21 protein-coding genes are annotated in these 18,793 nt (G+C 67.3%); 10 read left to right on the forward strand and 11 right to left on the reverse strand.

Features of this window, described 5'->3' with window-relative positions; all coding sequences use genetic code 11:
• Window positions 1-20: 20 nt before the first annotated feature.
• Genes FHR97_RS17675 through FHR97_RS17685 form a run of 3 tightly spaced genes read right to left on the reverse strand, consistent with a single transcriptional unit; the run spans window position 21 to window position 2,227 of the window.
• Entirely contained in the window at window positions 21-779 is a 759-nt protein-coding gene (locus tag FHR97_RS17675) for an amino acid ABC transporter ATP-binding protein (RefSeq protein WP_183385114.1), read from the reverse strand.
• Entirely contained in the window at window positions 776-1,450 is a 675-nt protein-coding gene (locus FHR97_RS17680) for an amino acid ABC transporter permease (protein WP_183385115.1), read from the reverse strand. Before FHR97_RS17680 ends, FHR97_RS17675 begins: the two co-directional genes overlap by 4 nt.
• Before the next feature lie 18 nt (window positions 1,451-1,468).
• A complete protein-coding gene (locus FHR97_RS17685; RefSeq protein WP_183385116.1) occupies window positions 1,469-2,227 on the reverse strand; it encodes an amino acid ABC transporter substrate-binding protein in 759 nt (252 codons plus the stop codon).
• Between the two features lie 329 nt (window positions 2,228-2,556).
• Here FHR97_RS17685 and FHR97_RS17690 point away from each other — a divergent pair, with 329 nt between their 5' ends.
• The 4 genes from FHR97_RS17690 to FHR97_RS17705 all read left to right on the forward strand — a co-directional run bounded on the left by FHR97_RS17690 (window position 2,557) and on the right by FHR97_RS17705 (window position 5,516).
• Window positions 2,557-3,582: a DUF3549 family protein gene (locus FHR97_RS17690; protein WP_183385117.1), complete on the forward strand. Its 1,026-nt coding sequence runs from the start codon at window positions 2,557-2,559 to the stop codon at window positions 3,580-3,582.
• A 24-nt stretch (window positions 3,583-3,606) separates the two neighbouring features.
• Entirely contained in the window at window positions 3,607-4,044 is a 438-nt protein-coding gene (locus FHR97_RS17695; RefSeq protein WP_183385118.1) for an ATP-dependent zinc protease family protein, read from the forward strand.
• 38 nt (window positions 4,045-4,082) lie between these two features.
• On the forward strand, window positions 4,083-4,991 hold the full coding sequence (gene rimK, locus FHR97_RS17700; RefSeq protein ID WP_183385119.1) for a 30S ribosomal protein S6--L-glutamate ligase: 909 nt from the start codon (window positions 4,083-4,085) through the stop codon (window positions 4,989-4,991).
• A gap of 78 nt (window positions 4,992-5,069) precedes the next feature.
• Window positions 5,070-5,516, forward strand: coding sequence for a hypothetical protein (locus FHR97_RS17705; RefSeq protein ID WP_183385120.1), 447 nt, complete (start codon window positions 5,070-5,072; stop codon window positions 5,514-5,516).
• Here the strand turns inward: FHR97_RS17705 and FHR97_RS17710 are convergent.
• The 7 genes from FHR97_RS17710 to FHR97_RS17740 form a co-directional block, all read right to left on the reverse strand.
• The gene (locus tag FHR97_RS17710; RefSeq protein WP_183385121.1) at window positions 5,437-6,219 is read right to left on the reverse strand and encodes a SanA/YdcF family protein; all 783 of its coding nucleotides are present in this window, start codon (window positions 6,217-6,219) and stop codon (window positions 5,437-5,439) included. The two genes, FHR97_RS17705 and FHR97_RS17710, sit on opposite strands and share 80 nt — an antisense overlap.
• Before the next feature lie 12 nt (window positions 6,220-6,231).
• Window positions 6,232-6,804: a putative Fe-S cluster assembly protein SufT gene (gene sufT, locus FHR97_RS17715; protein ID WP_183385122.1), complete on the reverse strand. Its 573-nt coding sequence runs from the start codon at window positions 6,802-6,804 to the stop codon at window positions 6,232-6,234.
• Window positions 6,805-6,822: 18 nt separating this feature from the next.
• Complete coding sequence (locus FHR97_RS17720) at window positions 6,823-8,064, reverse strand: cysteine desulfurase (protein ID WP_281380506.1); 1,242 nt, start codon at window positions 8,062-8,064, stop codon at window positions 6,823-6,825.
• A 4-nt stretch (window positions 8,065-8,068) separates the two neighbouring features.
• Window positions 8,069-9,418, reverse strand: coding sequence for a Fe-S cluster assembly protein SufD (sufD, locus tag FHR97_RS17725; protein WP_183385123.1), 1,350 nt, complete (start codon window positions 9,416-9,418; stop codon window positions 8,069-8,071).
• Window positions 9,415-10,167 (reverse strand): Fe-S cluster assembly ATPase SufC, encoded by a 753-nt coding sequence (gene sufC, locus FHR97_RS17730; RefSeq protein WP_183385124.1) that lies wholly within the window; start codon window positions 10,165-10,167, stop codon window positions 9,415-9,417. The genes sufD and sufC overlap by 4 nt, the downstream gene beginning before the upstream one ends.
• A gap of 227 nt (window positions 10,168-10,394) precedes the next feature.
• Window positions 10,395-11,837 carry a Fe-S cluster assembly protein SufB gene (gene sufB / locus FHR97_RS17735; RefSeq protein ID WP_183385125.1) on the reverse strand — a complete coding sequence of 481 codons (1,443 nt, stop codon included), beginning with the start codon at window positions 11,835-11,837 and terminating at the stop codon, window positions 10,395-10,397.
• A 68-nt stretch (window positions 11,838-11,905) separates the two neighbouring features.
• Window positions 11,906-12,367, reverse strand: coding sequence for an SUF system Fe-S cluster assembly regulator (locus FHR97_RS17740; RefSeq protein WP_183385126.1), 462 nt, complete (start codon window positions 12,365-12,367; stop codon window positions 11,906-11,908).
• 372 nt (window positions 12,368-12,739) lie between these two features.
• On the opposite strand from FHR97_RS17740, the gene FHR97_RS17745 reads away from it, so the two are divergent.
• From FHR97_RS17745 to FHR97_RS17770, 6 genes are all read left to right on the forward strand, one after another.
• On the forward strand, window positions 12,740-13,405 hold the full coding sequence (locus tag FHR97_RS17745; protein ID WP_183385127.1) for an ABC transporter permease: 666 nt from the start codon (window positions 12,740-12,742) through the stop codon (window positions 13,403-13,405).
• A 47-nt stretch (window positions 13,406-13,452) separates the two neighbouring features.
• A complete protein-coding gene (locus FHR97_RS17750) occupies window positions 13,453-14,616 on the forward strand; it encodes an ABC transporter ATP-binding protein (RefSeq protein WP_183385128.1) in 1,164 nt (387 codons plus the stop codon).
• A 4-nt stretch (window positions 14,617-14,620) separates the two neighbouring features.
• On the forward strand, window positions 14,621-15,352 hold the full coding sequence (locus FHR97_RS17755; RefSeq protein WP_183385129.1) for an ABC transporter permease: 732 nt from the start codon (window positions 14,621-14,623) through the stop codon (window positions 15,350-15,352).
• 70 nt (window positions 15,353-15,422) lie between these two features.
• Complete coding sequence (locus FHR97_RS17760; protein WP_183385130.1) at window positions 15,423-16,307, forward strand: glycine betaine ABC transporter substrate-binding protein; 885 nt, start codon at window positions 15,423-15,425, stop codon at window positions 16,305-16,307.
• A 131-nt stretch (window positions 16,308-16,438) separates the two neighbouring features.
• Window positions 16,439-17,281 (forward strand): nitrilase-related carbon-nitrogen hydrolase, encoded by an 843-nt coding sequence (locus FHR97_RS17765; protein WP_183385131.1) that lies wholly within the window; start codon window positions 16,439-16,441, stop codon window positions 17,279-17,281.
• Window positions 17,282-17,400: 119 nt separating this feature from the next.
• A complete protein-coding gene (locus FHR97_RS17770) occupies window positions 17,401-17,913 on the forward strand; it encodes a gluconokinase (protein ID WP_183385132.1) in 513 nt (170 codons plus the stop codon).
• 112 nt (window positions 17,914-18,025) lie between these two features.
• Here the strand turns inward: FHR97_RS17770 and FHR97_RS17775 are convergent.
• Window positions 18,026-18,793, reverse strand: a 768-nt coding sequence (locus FHR97_RS17775; protein ID WP_183385133.1) for a TRAP transporter large permease subunit, incomplete at its 5' end; no start/stop codon positions are given.

Below are 18,793 nucleotides of genomic sequence, written 5' to 3' on the forward strand. Positions count from 1 at the left end.
CGCCGAGGGCCAACCCGGGTTCAGGAGGGCTGGATGGCGGGCTGGGCGGCCAGGACCTTGCGCAGGAAGTCACGGGTGCGTGGATCCCGGGGCGCATTGAACAGCTGCGACGGTGGTCCCTGCTCGACGATGCGGCCGCCCTCCATGAACACCACCCGGTCGGCCACGTCCCTGGCGAAGCCCATCTCGTGAGTCACCACCAGCATGGTCTGGCGTTCGGCGGCCAGTTGCTTCATCAGCGCCAGGACCTCCTCGACCCACTCCGGGTCCAGCGACGACGTCGGCTCGTCGAACAGGATCACCTCGGCCTGGGCGGCCATGGCCCGGCCGATCCCGACCCGCTGCTGCTGGCCGCCGGACAGCGAGGCCGGATAGGCGTCGGCCTTGTCGGTCAGGCCGATGCGCCGAAGGATCTCCCGGCCCCGGGCATGCGCCTTGGCCTTGGGCCAGCGATTGACCACGATCAGCCCCTCGACGATGTTCTGTAGCGCCGTCTTGTTGGCGAACAGCGCATAGTTCTGGAACACGAAGGCCGTGCGCCGCCGGGCCGCGAGGATGTCGGCACGGGTCGCGCGGGTGACGTCGACGTCCAGGTCGCCGAGGGTCAGCTGGCCGGCATCCGGTCGCTCGAGGAAGTTCAGGCAGCGCAGCAGGGTCGACTTGCCCGTGCCCGAGGGCCCGATCACCACGATGATCTCGCCCTGGTCGATGGCCAGATCGATGCCATCGAGCACGGTGGCGTCGCCGAAGCGCTTGACGAGATTGGCTACCTGGATCATCTGCGATACGCCTCGTTGAGCCGGGTCTCCAGCCGGCGCTGACACCAGGCCAGCAGCTCGACGATGACCCAGTAGAACACCGCCACCGTGATGAAGGCCTCGAAGTACAGGAAGCTGCCGGCCGCCTCCTTCTGGGTCGCCCCCATCAGTTCGGTCACCCCCAGGGTGAAGGCCAGGGAGGTGGCCTTGATCATGTCGATGAAGTAGTTCATCAGGGTGGGCACGGCCACCCGGGTGGCCTGGGGCAGCACGATGCGCCGCATCAGCTGGCCGTTGGTCATGCCGATCGACAGCGCCGCCTCGGTCTGGCTGCGATCCACGCCGACGATGGCGGCGCGGATCGACTCCGCCATGTAGGCGGCGAAGTGCAGGGTCAGCCCCATGATGGTGGCGGTGATGCCGTCGATCTGGGTGAGGAAGGCCAGGACCTGGGGCAGCCCGTAGTAGAAGAGGAACAGCTGGACCAGCAGCGGCGTGCCGCGGAAGAAGGAGATGAACAGCAGGGTCACGCCGTTCAGCCCCGGAATCCCCAGCACCCGGATCACCGCCAGGCCGCAGGCCAGGACCAGGGCCAGCGCCATCCCCGCCGCGGCCATGGCCAGCGTCAGCGGCAGATAGCGCAGCAGGATGGGCACCAGCCCCACCATGTAGTCGAAATCGAGAACGCTCATGTCGGCCGTGGCAGCGGATCAGGGACGGGTGATGTCGTTGCCGAACCAGCGCTCGGAGATCTCGCTCAGGGTGCCCTCCTCGCGCAGCGCGGTGAGGGCCGCATCGACCCGGTCACGCAGGGCACGGTCCGCCTCGGTGTCGCGGAACGGCAGGGCGTTGCGGATCTCGGAGAACGGCTGGCCGGCCAGGGCCAGGGGCAGCGGCTTCTCCTGGATGACCTGGCTGGCGCTGACCCGGTCCATGACGAAGGCATCGACGCGCCCCAGCGCGGTGTCCTGCTCGATGTTGCTCTCGTAGGTGCGGATATCGATCTCGTCGGCATAGGGCAGCTCGCGCAGCAGCTGCTCGTAGTTGGAGCCCAGGTTCACCGCCACGGTCTTGCCGCGCAGGTCCTCGACGCCGCCGATGGCCTCATTGCCTTCCTTGACCACCACCTGGGCGCCGTCGTAGACGTAGGGCTGGGTGAAGACGTATTTCGCCTGGCGCTCCTCGGTGATGGTGATCTGGTTGGCGATGGTATCGATGCGACCGGATTCGAGCATGCCGAACAGCCCGGAGAAGTTGGCGGTCACGAACGCCACCTCGGCGTCCATTTCCTCGGCCACCGCCTCCATGACGTCGACCTCGAAGCCCTTGAGGGTGTCCTGCTCGACGAAGGTGAACGGGAAGTAGCCGCCGGACATGCCGACCTTGAGGGTCTCTTCCTGGGCCTGGGCGCCGCCGGCGATGGCGATGGCGCCGGCGGACAACAGGGGCAGGGCAAGGGAACGTAACATGAGGGAGTCTCCAATGGGACAAGAGCCAGATGGAATAACCGACTAATCTTTATATTCCATATTGACACGCAAGCTAGGAAAAATCCCGGCTCACGGCCAATAGGCATCGATTATGCCTGCTATAGCCGGAGCCCGCAGGACGTTCATTCACAGATACGCTGAACGTCCCTGTGGATAAGCCTTGGAAAGATACCCCATCCGCCGTCGCCACGGGCCCCGCCGGGGACTGGTCAGGAATTGACCAGCCGCCGCCGGACGCCGCCCGTCTCGCGGGCTGACAGGACGCGGGTGCCGCGGTAGAGTGCACGGTCCGAGAGTGGGGAGACAGCATGCAGCCGATCGACAGCCTTCACGACTTCTTCGTTCGCACCGGTGCCGAGGTGAGGCTCTATCACCTGGGCCGGCGCGTCGAACCCTGTCCCCTCGAGGACCTGGCGGCCCTCGAGGCCGGCCAGCGGCCCTGGCCGCAACCCTGGCAGGGCAAGGCCCGCCTGGCCATGGTGTTTCGCGTCGGCGAGCTCGAGGACCCGCTGATCTGGTTCCTGGCCCTGCCGCTGGACGAACAGGGCCAGCTCGACCCGGCCCCGCGGGACGCCTTCCTGCAGCGGCTGCTCGAGACCCTGGGGCGCAACGTCCGGGGCCTGGGCCGCGGGGACGGCGAACAGATCGACAATCTGATGAAGGACAACCCCCTGGCCTTCACGCCCTCGATGCCCTTCCAGGCCGTGCTGCACGCCCGGGCGAGCCTCGACCTGGGCCGCCCGGCGAGCCAGCACCTGGAGCCGGCGGAGGCCTACCTGGAGGGGCAGCAGGCGCTGGACTGGCGCGCCCTGGGGCTGCAGGGCCTGGCCGACTTCGCGGTGCGCATGGACGCCGACCAGGCCAGCCGCCTGGCGGCACGCCTGCCGACCCTGCCCGGCGAGGTCCTCACTGCGCTGTGCTACTGTCTGGAACATGTGGCGATCCCCGAAGGCCTGGCCGCGGTCCTGCGCGCTCGGGGCGAGGCGGCCGCCGAGGCCGGCGATGTCGAGGCCTTCTGCGCCTGCGTGCGAGCCGTCGCCGGTGCCGAGACCCGCCTGGCCGGCGCCTGGTTCGATGCCCTGCTCGACGACGCCGAGGCCTGCGGTCCCGACCTGCTGGCCGCCATGGCGGGACGCGGCTGGCGCCACCTGGAGGACGGCGAGCGGCTGCCGCGTTTCCTGACCCGGCTCGCCGAGGCGCCCCAGGCGGACTTCACCGCCGTGGCCCGGGACCTGGCGCTGATCCCGCGCCTGCGCCTGCCGGTGCTGATGACACTGCGCGAAGCCGCGCCGGATTCCTCCATCGGCCGCCGCCTGGCCGGCCTGTCCCGTTGAGCCGACGCCACGAGGAGTGATGCCATGAAGGAATTGCCCTATCAGGCCAAGGCGGTGATCGGCCGCCGCGAGATGGTCACCCTGCCGGAACTGCACCTGACGCTGTGCGCCAAGGCCGATACCGGCGCCCGCACCTCGTCGCTGCATGCCGAGGACATCGAGTCCTACGAACAGGACGGCCACCTCTGGGTCAGCTTCACCACCCGGGGTGGCGGCCCCGGCAGCCCGGCCCACGTCCACCATATGCACCTGCATGACCGCCGCCGGGTGACCAGCTCCAACGGCCAGGCCGAATGGCGCTACGTGATCCGCACGCTCATGCAGCTCGGCGAACTGGAGTTCCCGGTCGAGCTGACGCTGACCGACCGACGCAACATGCGCCACCCCATGCTGCTGGGACGCCGCGCCCTGCGCCGCCTGCTGGTGGCCCCGGGTGCCGGCTTCCTGCACGGCGAGCCCTGACCCCTTCCCTTTCCAGCCCACGCCACCGGAGACCCGCCATGCACTTCGCGATGCTGTCTCGCAATCGCAACCTCTATTCCACGCGTCGGCTGATCGAGGCCGCCGAGGCCCGGGGGCATACCGCACGGGTGGTCGACACCCTGCGCTGCTACATGAGCATCGCCTCGCACCATCCCTCGATCCACTACAAGGGCGAGGAGCTCGAACACTTCGACGCGGTGATCCCGCGCATCGGCGCCTCCATCACCTTCTATGGTTGTGCGGTGCTGCGCCAGTTCGAGATGATGGGCACCTACGTGCTCAACGACAACGTCTCCATCACCCGCTCGCGGGACAAGCTGCGCTCCCTGCAGCTGCTCTCCCGCAAGGGCATCGGCCTGCCGGTGACGGGCTTCGCCCATTCCCCCGATGACATCCCCGACCTGATCACCATGGTCCGCGGGGCCCCGCTGGTGATCAAGCTGCTGGAAGGCACCCAGGGCATCGGCGTGGTGCTGGCCGAGACCAACCAGGCCGCCGAGTCGGTGATCCAGGCCTTCATGGGCATGAAGGCGAACATCATGGTCCAGGAGTACATCAAGGAAGCCAGGGGCGCCGACATCCGCTGCCTGGTGATCGGCGACAAGGTGGTGGCCTCGATGAAGCGCCAGGCCGCCGAGGGCGAGTTCCGCTCCAACCTGCATCGCGGCGGCAGCGCCAGCGTGATCCGCATCACCCCGGAGGAACGCTCCACGGCGATCCGCGCCGCCAAGGCCATGGGACTGCGGGTCGCGGGGGTCGATCTGCTGCGCTCGAACCATGGCCCGGTGATCATGGAGGTCAACTCCTCGCCGGGCCTGCACGGCATCGAGACGGCCACCGGCAAGGACATCGCCGGGCTGATCATCGAGCACCTGGAGAAGAACGCCGTGCCGCGTCGCAAGACGCCGCCCAAGCCTAAAGGCTAAGCAAATAATTCCCTGGCGGGGGTGGCAAAAGACCGTCGACACCCCCACAATCTGCGTCACCGGAGGAGGTGACCGCCCATGTTTCTCGACAATCGCCAGGTGGCGATGGACAGCGTCCTCGAGGCGCTGGCCGACAGCATCGACTATTTTCAGGACAACCACGAGCGCCTGAAGCCGGACCTGCGCAAGGCCCTGACCCCCTACTTCGAGGCCAGGGACGAGTCGATGCGCGAGTTGCAGGAACTGGCCCGCAAGCACCTCGACCTCCTCCCGCGCGACGCCGATGTGGAGCGCGACGACTACATGTGGCTGTGGAGCCGCCTGAAGAGCTTCGTCGGCGACGACAGCCAGGTGCTGATCAACGAGCTGCTGGAACAGGAACGGGTGCTGATGCAGGCCCTCTCGACCCTGTTCACCCACCCGCTGCCCGAGCCCATCGAGGCGGTCATCGAGGACTGCTGGAAGAACTGTCGCTCGCTGATTCGCGAACTGTATCGGCAACAGAAGCCGCGCCAGCGGCGCTGACCCCCTGCCCCGGCTCGGCGTCCAACGCCTCCTCGCCGGGCACGATGTTCAACGGTTCCCGGGGCCCCAGGAAGTGCGGCTCGCGTCCCCAGAGATAGAGATCCCCCAGGGTCGCCACCCGCGCGACCCATTCGCGTGCCCGCAACTGCAGGGTGCCGTCCGAGGGACGCTCCGGGGCCGCGCAGCCGCGCGCCTCGAGCCCCAGGGCCCGGGCGATGAACAGCGCCCGCGGCAGGTGCCATGACTGGGTGATGAGCAGCGCCCGGCGCACGCCGAAGACGTCCCGGGCCCGGGACAGGGTGTCGAAGGTGCTGAAGCCGGCGTAATCCAGAGTCATGGCCGTATCCGGCACCTGGCGGCCGCGCAGGTCCCGCCACATGGTCACCGGCTCGTTGTAGTAGCGGGTGCTGTTGTCTCCCGAGAGCAGCAGGTGGCTGACCCGGCCGGCCTCGACCAGCCGCGCGGCGGCGAGCATGCGTCCCTCGAAGTGGGGATTGCGGGCGCCGCTGCGCGTCCAGTGGGAGGTGCCGAAGACGATGCCCACCCGCTCGGGCCGGCACTGGGCCAGGGTCGGGTCGATGGCGCCGCGGGTCTCGGCGAGCATCCACAGGTTGGCGCCCACCAACAGCAATGTCGCCAGGAGCGCGAGGGCCCCCAGCGACATCAGCAATCCCCTGAAGCTTTTCCACAGCGTCGCGGACATCGACCTCCCCGGTCAGAACATCCCCAGTTCCAGCTTGGCCTCGTCGCTCATCATCTCACGGCTCCACGGTGGGTCGAAGACGATCTCGGTGTGCACCTGGCGGATCTGGGGCGCGCCGAGGATCTTGTTGCGGGCATCCGCGGCGATGACGTCGCCCATGCCGCAGCCGGGGGCGGTCAGCGTCATGCGGATGGTGACGATGCGCTCGCCGCTGAGCAGCCGCTCGATCCGGCAGCCGTAGACCAGGCCCAGATCGACGATATTGACCGGGATCTCGGGGTCGAAGCAGGTCCGCAGCTGGTCCCAGACGAACTGTTCGATCTCCTCCTCCGAGGCGTCCTCGGCCAGGGTCGGCCGCGGCAGGGCCTCGAGGCCCAGCGCGTCCAGGTTGCTGCCCTCGATGAGATAGAGACGCCCCTCGTGGCCCACGCTGACCGAGCTGCCCTTGGCCTGCATCACGCTGACCTCGCTGTCCTCGGCCAGCGTCACGGTCTTGCCGAAGGGGATGGAGATCGCCTCGACGTCGCGCTGCAGCGGCAGGAGCTGGCCCTTGTGCAGGCCGGCCAACGGGTCGAAATCGCTCATGTGACTCCTTGGTTTCCCTCAGCGCAGCATGCCCACGACCCGCTCGAGGCCCTCGACGAAGACATCGACCTCCTCGGGGGTGTTGTAGGCGGCGAAGGAGGCGCGGCAGGTGGCGTCGACGCCGAACGACGACAGCAGCGGCTGGGCACAGTGGTGGCCGGTGCGGATGGCCACGCCGAGCTGGTCGATCAGCAGGCCGATGTCCTGGGAATGGGCGCCATCGACCACGAAGGACAGCACGCCGGCCTTGTCGGGAGCGGTGCCCAGGATGCGCAGGCCGTCGATGCCGGCCACCCCCTCGGTGGCATGCTGCAGCAGCCGGGCCTCCCAGGCGGTGATCAGCTCCATCCCGATCTCGCCGACCCACTCGAGGGCGCGTCCCAGGGCGATCACCTCGGCGATGGCCGGGGTGCCGGCCTCGAACTTGTGGGGGATGGCGGCGAAGGTGGTGGGCGTCTCGAAGGACACCGTCTTGATCATCTCGCCGCCGCCCTGCCAGGGCGGCATGGCCTCGAGCAGCTCGGCCTTGCCGTACAGCACCCCGACGCCGGTGGGCCCGTAGACCTTGTGACCGGAGAAGGCATAGAAGTCGGCGTCGATGTCGCGCACGTCGACCCGCTGGTGGGGAGCCGCCTGGGCGCCGTCGATCAGGATTCGCGCGCCGTGCTCATGGGCGACTCGCGCCATCTCGGCCACCGGGTTGATGGTCCCGAAAGCGTTGGACACATGGTTGACCGCCACCAGCTTGGTGCGCTCGCCGATCAGGTCGCGATAGGCCGTCTGGTCGAGCACGCCCCGCTCGTCCACCGGGATCACCTTGATCACCACCCCCAGCTCGCTGGCCAGCAGCTGCCAGGGCACGATATTGGAGTGGTGCTCGAGGCGCGAGATCAGCACCTCGTCGCCGGGCCCCAGGTTCGCGCGCCCCCAGCTGTTCGCCACCAGGTTGATGGCCTCGGTGGTGCCGCGGGTGAAGACGATCTCCCGGGCCTCGCCGGCGTTGATGAAGGCCCGCACCGTCTCCCGGGTCCCCTCGAAGGCCGCGGTGGCCTCGTCGGCCAGGGTGTGCAGACCGCGATGGATGTTGGCGTTGTAGCCCCGATAGTAGGCGTCGAAGACCTCGAGCACCTGACGCGGGGTCTGGCTGGTGGCCGCGTTGTCGAGATAGACCAGCGGCTTGCCATGGACCTCCCGATCGAGGATCGGGAAGTCCCGGCGGACCCGGACCACGTCCAGCAGCAGATCGCTGAAATCGGCCATGGACTTATTCCTCGTTCAGGGCCGTGGCGGTTTCCACCAGCCCGGCCAGGTTGAAGCGCTCCGGCAGCTTGCCGGCCACCGTCAGCTCGACCCGCTCGGCGACGGCGTCGAGGTCGACCCGCTCCATGACCTCGCCGGCGAAGGCCAGGGTCAGCAGGCCGCGGGCGGTCTGGGCATCGATGCCGCGGGTACGCAGGGCATAGATGGCCTCCTCGTCGAGCTGGCCGGTGGTCGCGCCGTGGGCGCACTTGACGTCGTCGGCGTAGATCTCGAGCTCGGGCTTGGTGTCGATCTCGGCGCGATCGGAGAGCAGCAGGTTGGCGTTGCTCTGCTCGGCCTCGATCTTCTGGCTGTCGCGCTTGACGATCACCTTGCCGTTGAACACGCCATGGGCCCGGTCGTCGAGAATGCCCTTGTAGTTCTCCCGCGAGGTGGTGTGGGGCGCGTTGTGATTGACCAGGGTGTGGTTGTCCACGTGCTGGCGTCCCTGGCCATAGAAGAGGCCCTGGAACACGGTCTCGGCTCCCTCGCCGTTGAGATCGCTGACCAGGTCGTTGCGCACCAGGCCGCCGCCGAGGTTCAGGTTGAACGAGGTATAGCGGCTGTCGCGGGCCTGTTCCACCTGGATGCTGGCCACGTGACGGTCCTGGCTCGGTGCCTCCTGGAGCTTGTAGTGGGTCAGCATCGCCCCGCGCTCGAGGATGATCTCCTCCACCAGGTTGGTGAAGTTGGCGGCGCCCTCCTCACCCACGTGATGTTCGACGACGGTGGCCTGGCTGCGCCCGCCCGCCTCGATGAGGATACGCGGGTGGCTCATCACCGCCTGCTCCCCGGCCCGGGACAGGAACTGCAGCACGATGGGCTTCGCCACCACGGTACGCGGCGCCAGGCGGACCACGGCGCCCTCCTCCATGAAGGCGGTGTTGAGGGCGGCGAAGGGCGAGAACTCGACCCCGGTCAGCCGGCCCAGCGGCCCGCCGACGGCCTCGTGGTTGTCCTCCAGCGCCTGCGAGAGCGGCATCAGCTGGACGCCGTCGGGTAGATCGCCGAGATCCGACAGGGCCGGGGCGAAGACGCCATCGACGAAGGTCAGGCGGTGGCCGTCGAGCGGCAGGGTCAGGGCCGCCGCCGCGGCCGGCGAAAAGTCGGCATCGCCGGCCAGTGCGAAGTCGTGGCGGGCGATCGCGCGGACGTCGGTGTACTTCCAGTTCTCGATGCGCCGATGCGGAAAGCCCAGGGCCTCGAAGCGGGCCGCGCCGGCCTGGCGGCGGGCGGCGATCCAGGTCGGTTCGGGGCCGCGGGTGGCGTTGCGCTCGGTCAGGCGATCGAGAAAGCGCTGCACATCTTCATTCATGCGGCGGAGCCCTCCAGCAGCCAGTCGTAGCCACGGTCTTCGAGTTCGCGGGCCAGGTCGGCGTCACCGCTCTTGACGATGCGCCCGTCGACCAGCACGTGCACCCGGTCCGGCACGATATAGTCGAGCAGGCGCTGGTAATGGGTCACCAGCAGGATGCCGCGGTCCTCGGCACGCAGCGAGTTGACGCCCTTGGCCACCACCTTCATGGCGTCGATGTCGAGGCCGGAATCGATCTCGTCGAGCATCGCCAGGCGCGGCTGCAGCACCAGCATCTGCAGGATCTCGTTGCGCTTCTTCTCGCCACCGGAGAAGCCCTCGTTGACGGCGCGCTGCAGGAAGCTGGCATCCATCTGCATGAAGGCGATCTTCTCCTTGATCAGCTTCATGAACTCCGGCGCCGGGATCTCGCCCAGCCCCTCGGCCTCGCGCTTGGCGTTGAGGGCCGCCTTGAGCAGGTAGATGTTCTTCACCCCGGGGATCTCCACGGGGTACTGGAAGCCGAGCAACAGGCCTTTGCGTGCCCGCTCCTCGATCTCCATCTCGAGCACGTCGCGGCCCTCGAAGGTGATGGTGCCGTGGGTGACCTCATAGCCGTCCTTGCCGGCGATGACCGCCGAGAGGGTCGACTTGCCGGCCCCATTGGGGCCCATGATGGCGTGGACTTCGCCGGCGCCGATGGTCAGGTTGAGGCCCTTGAGGATCTCGGAACCCTCGACCGTGACATGCAGATCCTTGACTTCGAGCATCTTGACTACCTTTCGATCTTTGGGCCGCCGCGGCGGCTCGCATAAGTTGATTCGTTTCCAGCCCGCACTAGACGCGTCATGGCGCCTTGTCCTGGTGGTGATGAGCTTCCCGGCGCCAAGGTGCCGCGAGGGCGCTGTGAACCCGTCCCTGGGCGCTACCTTTGCCCTCCCTGGCAAAGGACCCTCGCTTCACCTCGTCCCCGGCGCTCATCTCGCCGGTCGCTTGTTTAACCCACAGCGCCTTCGAGGGTGACGTTCAAGAGGGCTTCGGCCTCGACGGCGAACTCCATCGGCAGCTCCTGGAAGACGTCCTTGCAGAAGCCGTTGACGATCATGTTCACCGCATCCTCCTCGGCGATGCCGCGGCTCTGGCAGTAGAAGAGCTGGTCCTCGCCGATCTTGGAGGTGGTCGCCTCGTGCTCCACCGTGGCGGTGCTGTTGCCGATCTCCTGGTAGGGGAAGGTGTGGGCCCCGCAGGTGTCGCCGATCAGCAGCGAGTCGCACTGGGTGTAGTTGCGCGCGCCCTTGGCCCGCGGTCCGACCTTGACCAGGCCGCGATAGGACTGGTCGGAGCGACCCGCGGAGATGCCCTTGGAGACGATGGTGGAGCGGGTGCCCTCGCCGATATGGATCATCTTGGTGCCGGTATCGGCCTGCTGGCGACCGTTGGTCACCGCCACGGAGTAGAACTCGCCGATGCTGTCGCGGCCGCGCAGCACGCATGACGGGTACTTCCAGGTGATGGCCGAGCCGGTCTCCACCTGGGTCCAGCTGATGTGGGAGCGGTCGCCGCGGCAGTCGCCGCGCTTGGTGACGAAGTTGTAGATGCCGCCCTTGCCGTCCTCGTCACCCGGGTACCAGTTCTGCACCGTGGAGTACTTGATGGAGGCGTCTTCCAGGGCCACCAGCTCGACCACCGCCGCGTGCAGCTGGTTCTCGTCGCGCTGGGGCGCGGTGCAACCCTCCAGGTAGGAGACCTGGGCACGGCTCTCGCAGACGATCAGGGTCCGCTCGAACTGCCCGGTGTTGGCGGCGTTGATGCGGAAGTAGGTGGACAGCTCCATGGGGCAGGTCACGCCTTCCGGCACGAACACGAAGGAGCCGTCGGTGAAGACCGCCGAGTTGAGCGCCGCGAAATAGTTGTCGCCCTGGGGCACCACGCTGCCCAGGTACTGGCGGACCAGCTCCGGGTAGTCGCGGATCGCCTCGGAGATGGAACAGAAGATCACCCCGGCCTCGTGGAGCTTCTCCTTGAAGGTGGTGGTCACCGACACCGAGTCGAAGACCGCGTCCACCGCCACGCCGGCCAGCGCCGCCCGCTCGTGCAGCGGGATGCCCAGCTTCTCGTAGGTCTCGAGCAGCTTGGGATCGACCTCGTCGAGGCTCTGGGGACGATCCTCGGGGCGCTTGGGCGCGCTGTAGTAGGAGATCGCCTGGTAGTCGATCGGCGGATAGTCGAGATGCGCCCAGGACGGCGGCGTCATCTTCAGCCACTGGTGATAGGCCTTGAGACGCCACTCCAGCATCCACTCCGGCTCGCCCTTCTTGTTGGAGATGAAGGCGATGGTGTTCTCGTCCAGCCCCGGCGGTACCGTATCGCTTTCGATGTCGGTCACGAAGCCTTCCTTGTATTCGCGACGGACAAGCTGTTCCATTTCCTGACTTGCCATGATGTGTCCCCTCCCGGGCGGTTGGGTCGGCGAGCGGGGCTCGCCTCGGGTGGTGATTCCGATGGTGATCAGGCCTCGGCGGCCAGGCTCACGCTCTGTATGGGCAGCTGCACCGGCAGCTTGATCGGGGTGGTGTCGGCCAGGTGGGCCAGGGTCACGCTGTCGAGCAGGGTACGCACCGCCAGCGAGACGCGCTGCCAGTTGTCGGACACCCCGCAGGTCGCGACCAGCTCACAGTCGCCCTCGGCCTGGCTGCATTCGGTCATCGCCACGGGCCCCTCGATGGCCGTGATGATGTCGCTGGCGGTGATCTTGGATGCCGGCCGGGCCAGGGAGTAGCCCCCCTGGGCGCCACGGCGCGACTCCAGCAGGCCGGCCTTGACCAGCATCTTCAGCGTCTTGCTGACCGTGGGATGCGGCAGCTGCACCGCCTCGGCGAGCTCTGCCGCGGCATGCGGCTGCTCGGGATGGCGGGCGATCTGCGCCATCACCACGGCCGCGTAGTCGGTCAGTCTGGACAGCTTGAGCAATGCCTGACTCCCCGGGGACAGCCCCCTCAAGATCGATTGCGGACCATTTTAGTCCTGTATGATTTCGATGTGAAGCCTTCCGCCCCTTTCCCGCCCGGTCCCCGGAGGTTCGCGGCACGTTCAGTGCCGTTACCATCAAAAACATCAATCATTCTCATTAACCGGGACGATCGCCGCCGGCCCGCGCCTGGGCATGCATCAGAGCCCTGAATTCCTGCCATTGCGTATCGTCATGCTCGGAAAAACAAATAGATAGGAAGCCTTGGTAGGCTAGGCCGTCTCGGCATGCGGCCCCGCGCCTTTCCCCGTGCCGCCGCCAACCAGGCGCAAGCGGCTATGCTTCCTCGGGACAGCCTGCAAGGAGATAGGACGTTGGAACTGATTCGGTACGCACTGGACAACCTCGACCTGCTGACGTCGCGAACCATCGAGCATATCGCCCTGGTCGGGGTCGCCGTGGGCCTCGCCACCCTCACCGGGGTGCCCATCGGCATCGCCATCACCAAGAACGAGAGAGTCGCCAGGGCCGTCCTCTACGTGGCATCGATCATCGTCACGGTGCCCTCCATCGCCCTGTTCGGGATCATGATCCCGGTGCTCTCGCTGATCGGCCAGGGCATCGGCTACCTGCCGGCGGTGATCGCGGTGCTGCTCTACTCGCAGCTGCCGATCATCCGCAACACCTACACCGCCATCCACAACGTCGACCCCGCCCTGCGCGAGGCGGCCCGCGGCATCGGCATGAGCCAGAACCAGCGCCTGCGCATGGTCGAGATCCCGTTGGCGGTCCCGGTGATCATGGCCGGGGTGCGCACCGCGGTGGTGCTCAACATCGGCGTGATGGCCATCGCCGCCTATATCGGGGCCGGCGGCCTCGGCACCTTCATCAGCCGCGGCATCTCCCAGTCCGACCCCCGCCAGCTGATCGTCGGCGCCGTCGCGGTCAGCCTGCTGGCGATCATCGTCGACTACTCGCTGCTGGCCATCCAGAAACGCCTGACCCCCAGGGGCATGGAGCGCGCCGCCGAAACGGCGTGAGCGCCCCGCGCCGGCTGCGACACGGCTAATCGACAAGGACCCCCGGCATGATTCGACTGGATAACCTGACCAAGGTCTTCGACACTCCCAAGGGCCCCGTCACCGCCGCCGACCACATCACCATGGAGGTCCCGAGCGGCGAGATCTGCATCCTGCTCGGCCCCTCCGGCTGCGGCAAGACCACCACCCTGAAGATGGTCAACCGGATCATCCGTCCCACCTCCGGCAAGGTGTTCATCAACGGCGAGGACACCACCGGCCTGGACACCCAGGACCTGCGCCGCAGCATCGGCTACGTGATCCAGCAGATCGGCCTGTTTCCCAACATGACCATCGAGGAGAACATCACGGTGGTGCCCAGGCTGCTGGGCTGGGACAAGGCCAGGTACCAGGAGCGCGCCCGGGAGCTGATGCGCATGATCGCGCTGGAGCCGGACGCCTTCCTCAAGCGCTACCCCAGCGAGCTCTCCGGCGGCCAGCAGCAGCGCATCGGCGTGGCCCGGGCGCTCGCCGCCGACCCGCCCGTGATGCTGATGGACGAGCCGTTCGGGGCCATCGACCCGATCAACCGGGCGGTGATCCAGGACGAGTTCCTCAAGATGCAGCAGGCGCTCAAGAAGACCATCATGTTCGTCAGCCACGACATCGACGAGGCAATCAAGATGGGCGACCGGGTGGCGGTGTTCCGCGAGGGGCGCCTGGTGCAGTACTCCACGCCCGACGACCTGCTCGCCGCCCCCAGGAACGCCTTCGTCGAGTCCTTCCTCGGCGAGGACCGCGCCCTCAAGCGTCTCAACCTGGTCAAGGTGCGCGAGGTGGTGAGCGACGAGATCGGTACCGTGCGTCCCGGCGATACCCTGGAACAGGCGCTCGCCAGGATCGACGACTTCGGCTACCAGAACTCCATCCTGATGGTCAACGACAAGCACCAGCCGGTGGGCCTGATCACCCGGGCCCTGGCGCGGACCACCAAGGGCTATTGCCGCGACCACTTCCAGAACGTGCCGGCCACGGTGACCCTGGAGGACGACCTGCGCAAGGTGGCCTCGCTGATGTTCGCCCAGGACACCACCTGGCTGCCCTGCGTCGACGACGAGGGCCGCGTCTGTGGGCAGATCACCCAGCGCGCCATGACGCACCACCTGGGCTCGCGGTTCCGCCCCACCCAGGAAGACGACACCCCGATCCCCGACGCGGCAACCAGGGAGTGAGCCGATGCCCATTCAGCGTCTGAAAGGGGTCCTGCGCATCCTGCTGCTCATCGCCGTCTTCCTCGGCGGGGTGTGGAGCCAGTCCAGCGGGGTCATCGACGACTTCCGCTTCTACCTGCCCGACGTGCAGTACCTGACCGTCCAGCACCTGTGGCTGACCGCGGTCTCCGGCGGCCTGGCCATCCTGGTGGCCATCCCGCTGGGCATCGCACTGTCCCGGCCGAGCATGGTCCGCTTCGCCGAGTCGGCCATGCAGGTACTCAACGTCGGCACCACCATCCCCACCCTGGCGGTGCTGGCACTGTCCATGAGCTTCCTCGGCATCGGCACGGTGCCGGCGGTGTTCGGGCTGTTCGTGGCCACCCTGCTGCCGATCGCCCGCAACACCTATGCCGGCCTCAAGGGCGTATCGCCGGCCCTGATGGAGGCCGCCGCGGGTATCGGCATGTCGCCGACCCAGCGCCTGCTCAAGGTGGAGCTGCCCAACGCCCTCTACGTGATCTTCGCCGGCATCCGCACGGCACTGACCATCAACGTGGGCACCGTGCCGCTGGCTTTCCTGATCGGCGCCGGCGGCCTCGGCGAGCTGATCTTCACCGGCATCGACCTCTACGACCCGGTGATGATGCTGGCCGGCGCCATCCCCACGGCGCTGCTGGCGATCGTGGTGGACGCCCTGGTCTCCACCACCGCCTTCGTGGTGGTGCCCCGCGGGGTGAACCCGTCCCGCGCCTGACACCATCGACAGCGGTTCCCAAGGCTGCCCCCGGCAGAGCCGTTAACTGCAACAAGAAGGAGAAGCATCCATGAAACGCTTGATGACAACCCTGTCCGGCCTGGTCCTGGTCGGGTCCATGGCCACCGCCCAGGCCGAGGAGATCGTGGTCGGCGGCAAGAACTTCACCGAGCAGCAGCTACTGGCCAGCATGACCACCCAGTACCTCGAGGGCCTGGGCTACGATGTCGAGAGCCGCGCCGGCATGGGCTCCGCCGTGCTGCGTCAGGCCCAGGAGAACGGCCAGATCGACCTCTACTGGGAATACACCGGCACCTCGCTGATCAACTACAACGACGTCACCGAGTCGCTCTCCCCGGAGGAGACCTACCAGCGGGTCAAGGAACTCGACGGCGAGAAGGGCCTGGTGTGGCTGGAGCCGTCCGAGGCCAACAACACCTATGCCCTGGCCATGCGCGAGGAGACCGTCGAGGAGACCGGCATCGACAACCTCTCGAAGCTGGCCGAGGCGGTCAATGACGGCGATGAAGAGCTGACGTTCGCCCTGAATGCCGAGTTCTATGCCCGCGAGGACGGCTGGCGGCCGCTGCAGCAGGCCTATGACTTCCGGGTCAGCCGCGGCAACGTCAAGCGCATGGACTCCGGCCTGGTCTACCAGGCACTGCGCGACGGCCAGGTCGACGTGGGCCTGGTGTTCGCCACCGATGGTCGCATCCCGGCCTTCGACTTCCAGGTGCTGGCAGACGACCAGAACTTCTTCCCCGCCTACGCCCTGACCCCGGTGGTCCGCGAGGAGACCCTGGAGGCTCACCCGAAGCTGGCCGAGCAGATGAATGCCCTCTCCAGCCTGCTCGACGACCAGACCATGGCCGACCTCAACGCCCGGGTCGACGTCGAGCGCGAGACCATCGAGGACGTGGCCCAGAGCTTCCTCGAGGAAAACGACCTGCTGTAACGGCAGGCCGTTGCCGGCACCCCACACGAAGGCCGCCCACGGGCGGCCTTCGCCGTCCCTCCCTGGCACAGGGCCTGACAGGACGGCACCCGCCACCACCGCCCACTGCTACCGTCACGAGAGCCTCGATCATGCACTATCAGGATTCGCTCCATGTCGCCGCCGCCCAGATCAACGCCCGCCTCGGCGAGGTCGACGCCAACCTCGAGCGACACCTCGAGGTCATCGCCGAGGCCCAGGAACAGGCGGTCGAGCTGCTGGTCTTCCCCGAGCTCTCGCTGACCGGCTACGGCCTCGGCGGCGAGGTCATGCAGGTTGCCATGCCCGTGGAGGACCCGCGGCTCGAGCGCCTGGCCCGCGCCGCCGGCGACATGCAGCTCGTGGTGGGCTTCGTCGAGGAGGCCAGCCCCGGCGAGTACTACAACGCCCTGGCCATCCTCCAGGACGGCGGGATCGTCGCCGTGCATCGCAAGCTCAACCTGCCGACCTACGGCGGGCTCGAGGAGGGCAAGTGGTTCACCCATGGCAGTGAGCTGACCCAGGCCCAGGTGCGCCCCGGCTGGTCGGCCACCCAGCTGATCTGCGCCGACCTGTGGAACCCGGCCCTGGTCCATGCGGCCCTGCTGCCCCGCCCCACGGTGCTCTGCGCGCCGATCAATTCGGCCTCGGGCATCGTCAGCGACGACTTCTCCAACGAGCAGAACTGGCTGCTCAACGTGCGCTTCTACGCCATGACCTACGGCACCCCGGTGATCATGGCCAACCGCTACGGCCCCGAGGGCGACAGCCATTTCTGGGGCGGCTCGCGGATCCTCGGCCCCCGTGGCGAGGTGCTCGCCGAGGCCGAGGACCGGGAAATGCTGATCACCGCCACCCTCTCGCGGACGCCGATCGCCCGCGCCCGTTTCGAGCTGCCCACCCACCGCGATGCCGATACTCCCCTGGTGCGCGAGCTGATGGCCGGCTACCGCTGAGCGACGACGCCTGCCCATGCGTAAGGCGTGACCTTTCGACCGGGAACCCCTCTACCTTTGCAAGAAAAATGCTAGAATCATGGTCATCCAATGGACGCCAATACAAAGAAGATTCTCGCATGCATACCGACGCGAAAAGCATTCTCGTCATGGGGGTTTCCGGCTCGGGAAAGTCTCATATAGGCCGACAGGTGGCCGCGGCCATCGATGCCACCTTCATCGACGGGGATGACCATCACAGTGCCGCCAACATCACCAAGATGGCCCGGGGTGAACCCCTCACCGACGACGACCGTACCGCCTGGCTGCAGACCCTGGCCGACCTCTACCGACGCTACCGCGCCGAGGGGCAGTCGCTGGTCATCGGCTGCTCGGCCCTCAAGCGCCGCTACCGTGACCGCCTTCGCCAAGGCGCTCCCGACCTGAAGATCCTCTATCTTCACGGCAGCCGCGAGCTGCTGCTGACGCGGCTCGATACCCGGGACGATCACTTCTTCGCCGGCGCACACATGCTCGACAGCCAGCTCGCGACCCTCGAGGTCCCCGACGAGACGGAGGCCTTTCGCTGCAACATCCGTTCGACACCCCGGGACATCGTCGATGCCTTCACGACACGACTCCGCTCCAACTGAGCCGATTTACCGGCCCTGAAACGACAGAAAGCGGCGCCTTTGCGCCGCTTTCTTTATGGCCACATCGGTCATGGCCTATCGGGAAAAAACCTCTTTCCATCACGGTCGAATATCACACCAGCCACATGGCCATGTCGGGCCAGAACAGCAACGCGAACAGCACGCAGAGTTGCAGGGCGATGAACGGCAGCAGCGAGACGAAGATGTCCTTGAGGCTGACCTCGGGTGGGGCCACGCCCTTGAGGTAGAAGGCCGCCGGGCCGAAGGGCGGCGACAGGAAGGACACCTGCATGTTCACGGCGAACAGGATGCCGAACCAGATCGGGCTGTAGCCCAGCTGCTCGACGATCGGCACGAAGATCGGCAGCGTCAGCATGGCCACGCCGATCCAGTCGAGGAACATGCCCAGCACCAGCAGGATCGCCATCATCACCAGGATGATCACGATGGGCGCCACGTCCAGGCCCATGATCATGCCCGAGATGAAGCGGTTGCCGCCCATCAGGTTGTAGACCCCGACCAGCGCCGCCGCGCCGATGCCGATCCAGATGATCATGCCGCAGGTGATCAGCGTCTGGCCCAGGCTCTCGTGCATGGTCCTCAGCGAGAACTCGCCGCGGGCGACCACCGCCAGCAGCACGCCGAACACGCCCATGGCCGCCGCCTCGGTCACCGAGGCCACGCCGCCGTAGATCGAGCCCAGCACCAGTACCGCGATCAGCCCGGGCACGACGATCGCCTTGAGGGCCTGCCAGCGGTTGGCGAAGCCCTCGGTGCGATCGGCCTCGGTCATCGGCGGGCCCATGGCGGGGTTGCGCAGGCAGCGCACCAGCACGTAGCCGATGTAGGAGAGCATCAGGATCACCGCCGGGGTGATCGC

The organism is Halomonas stenophila, assembly GCF_014192275.1.
Taxonomy (GTDB): domain Bacteria; phylum Pseudomonadota; class Gammaproteobacteria; order Pseudomonadales; family Halomonadaceae; genus Halomonas; species Halomonas stenophila.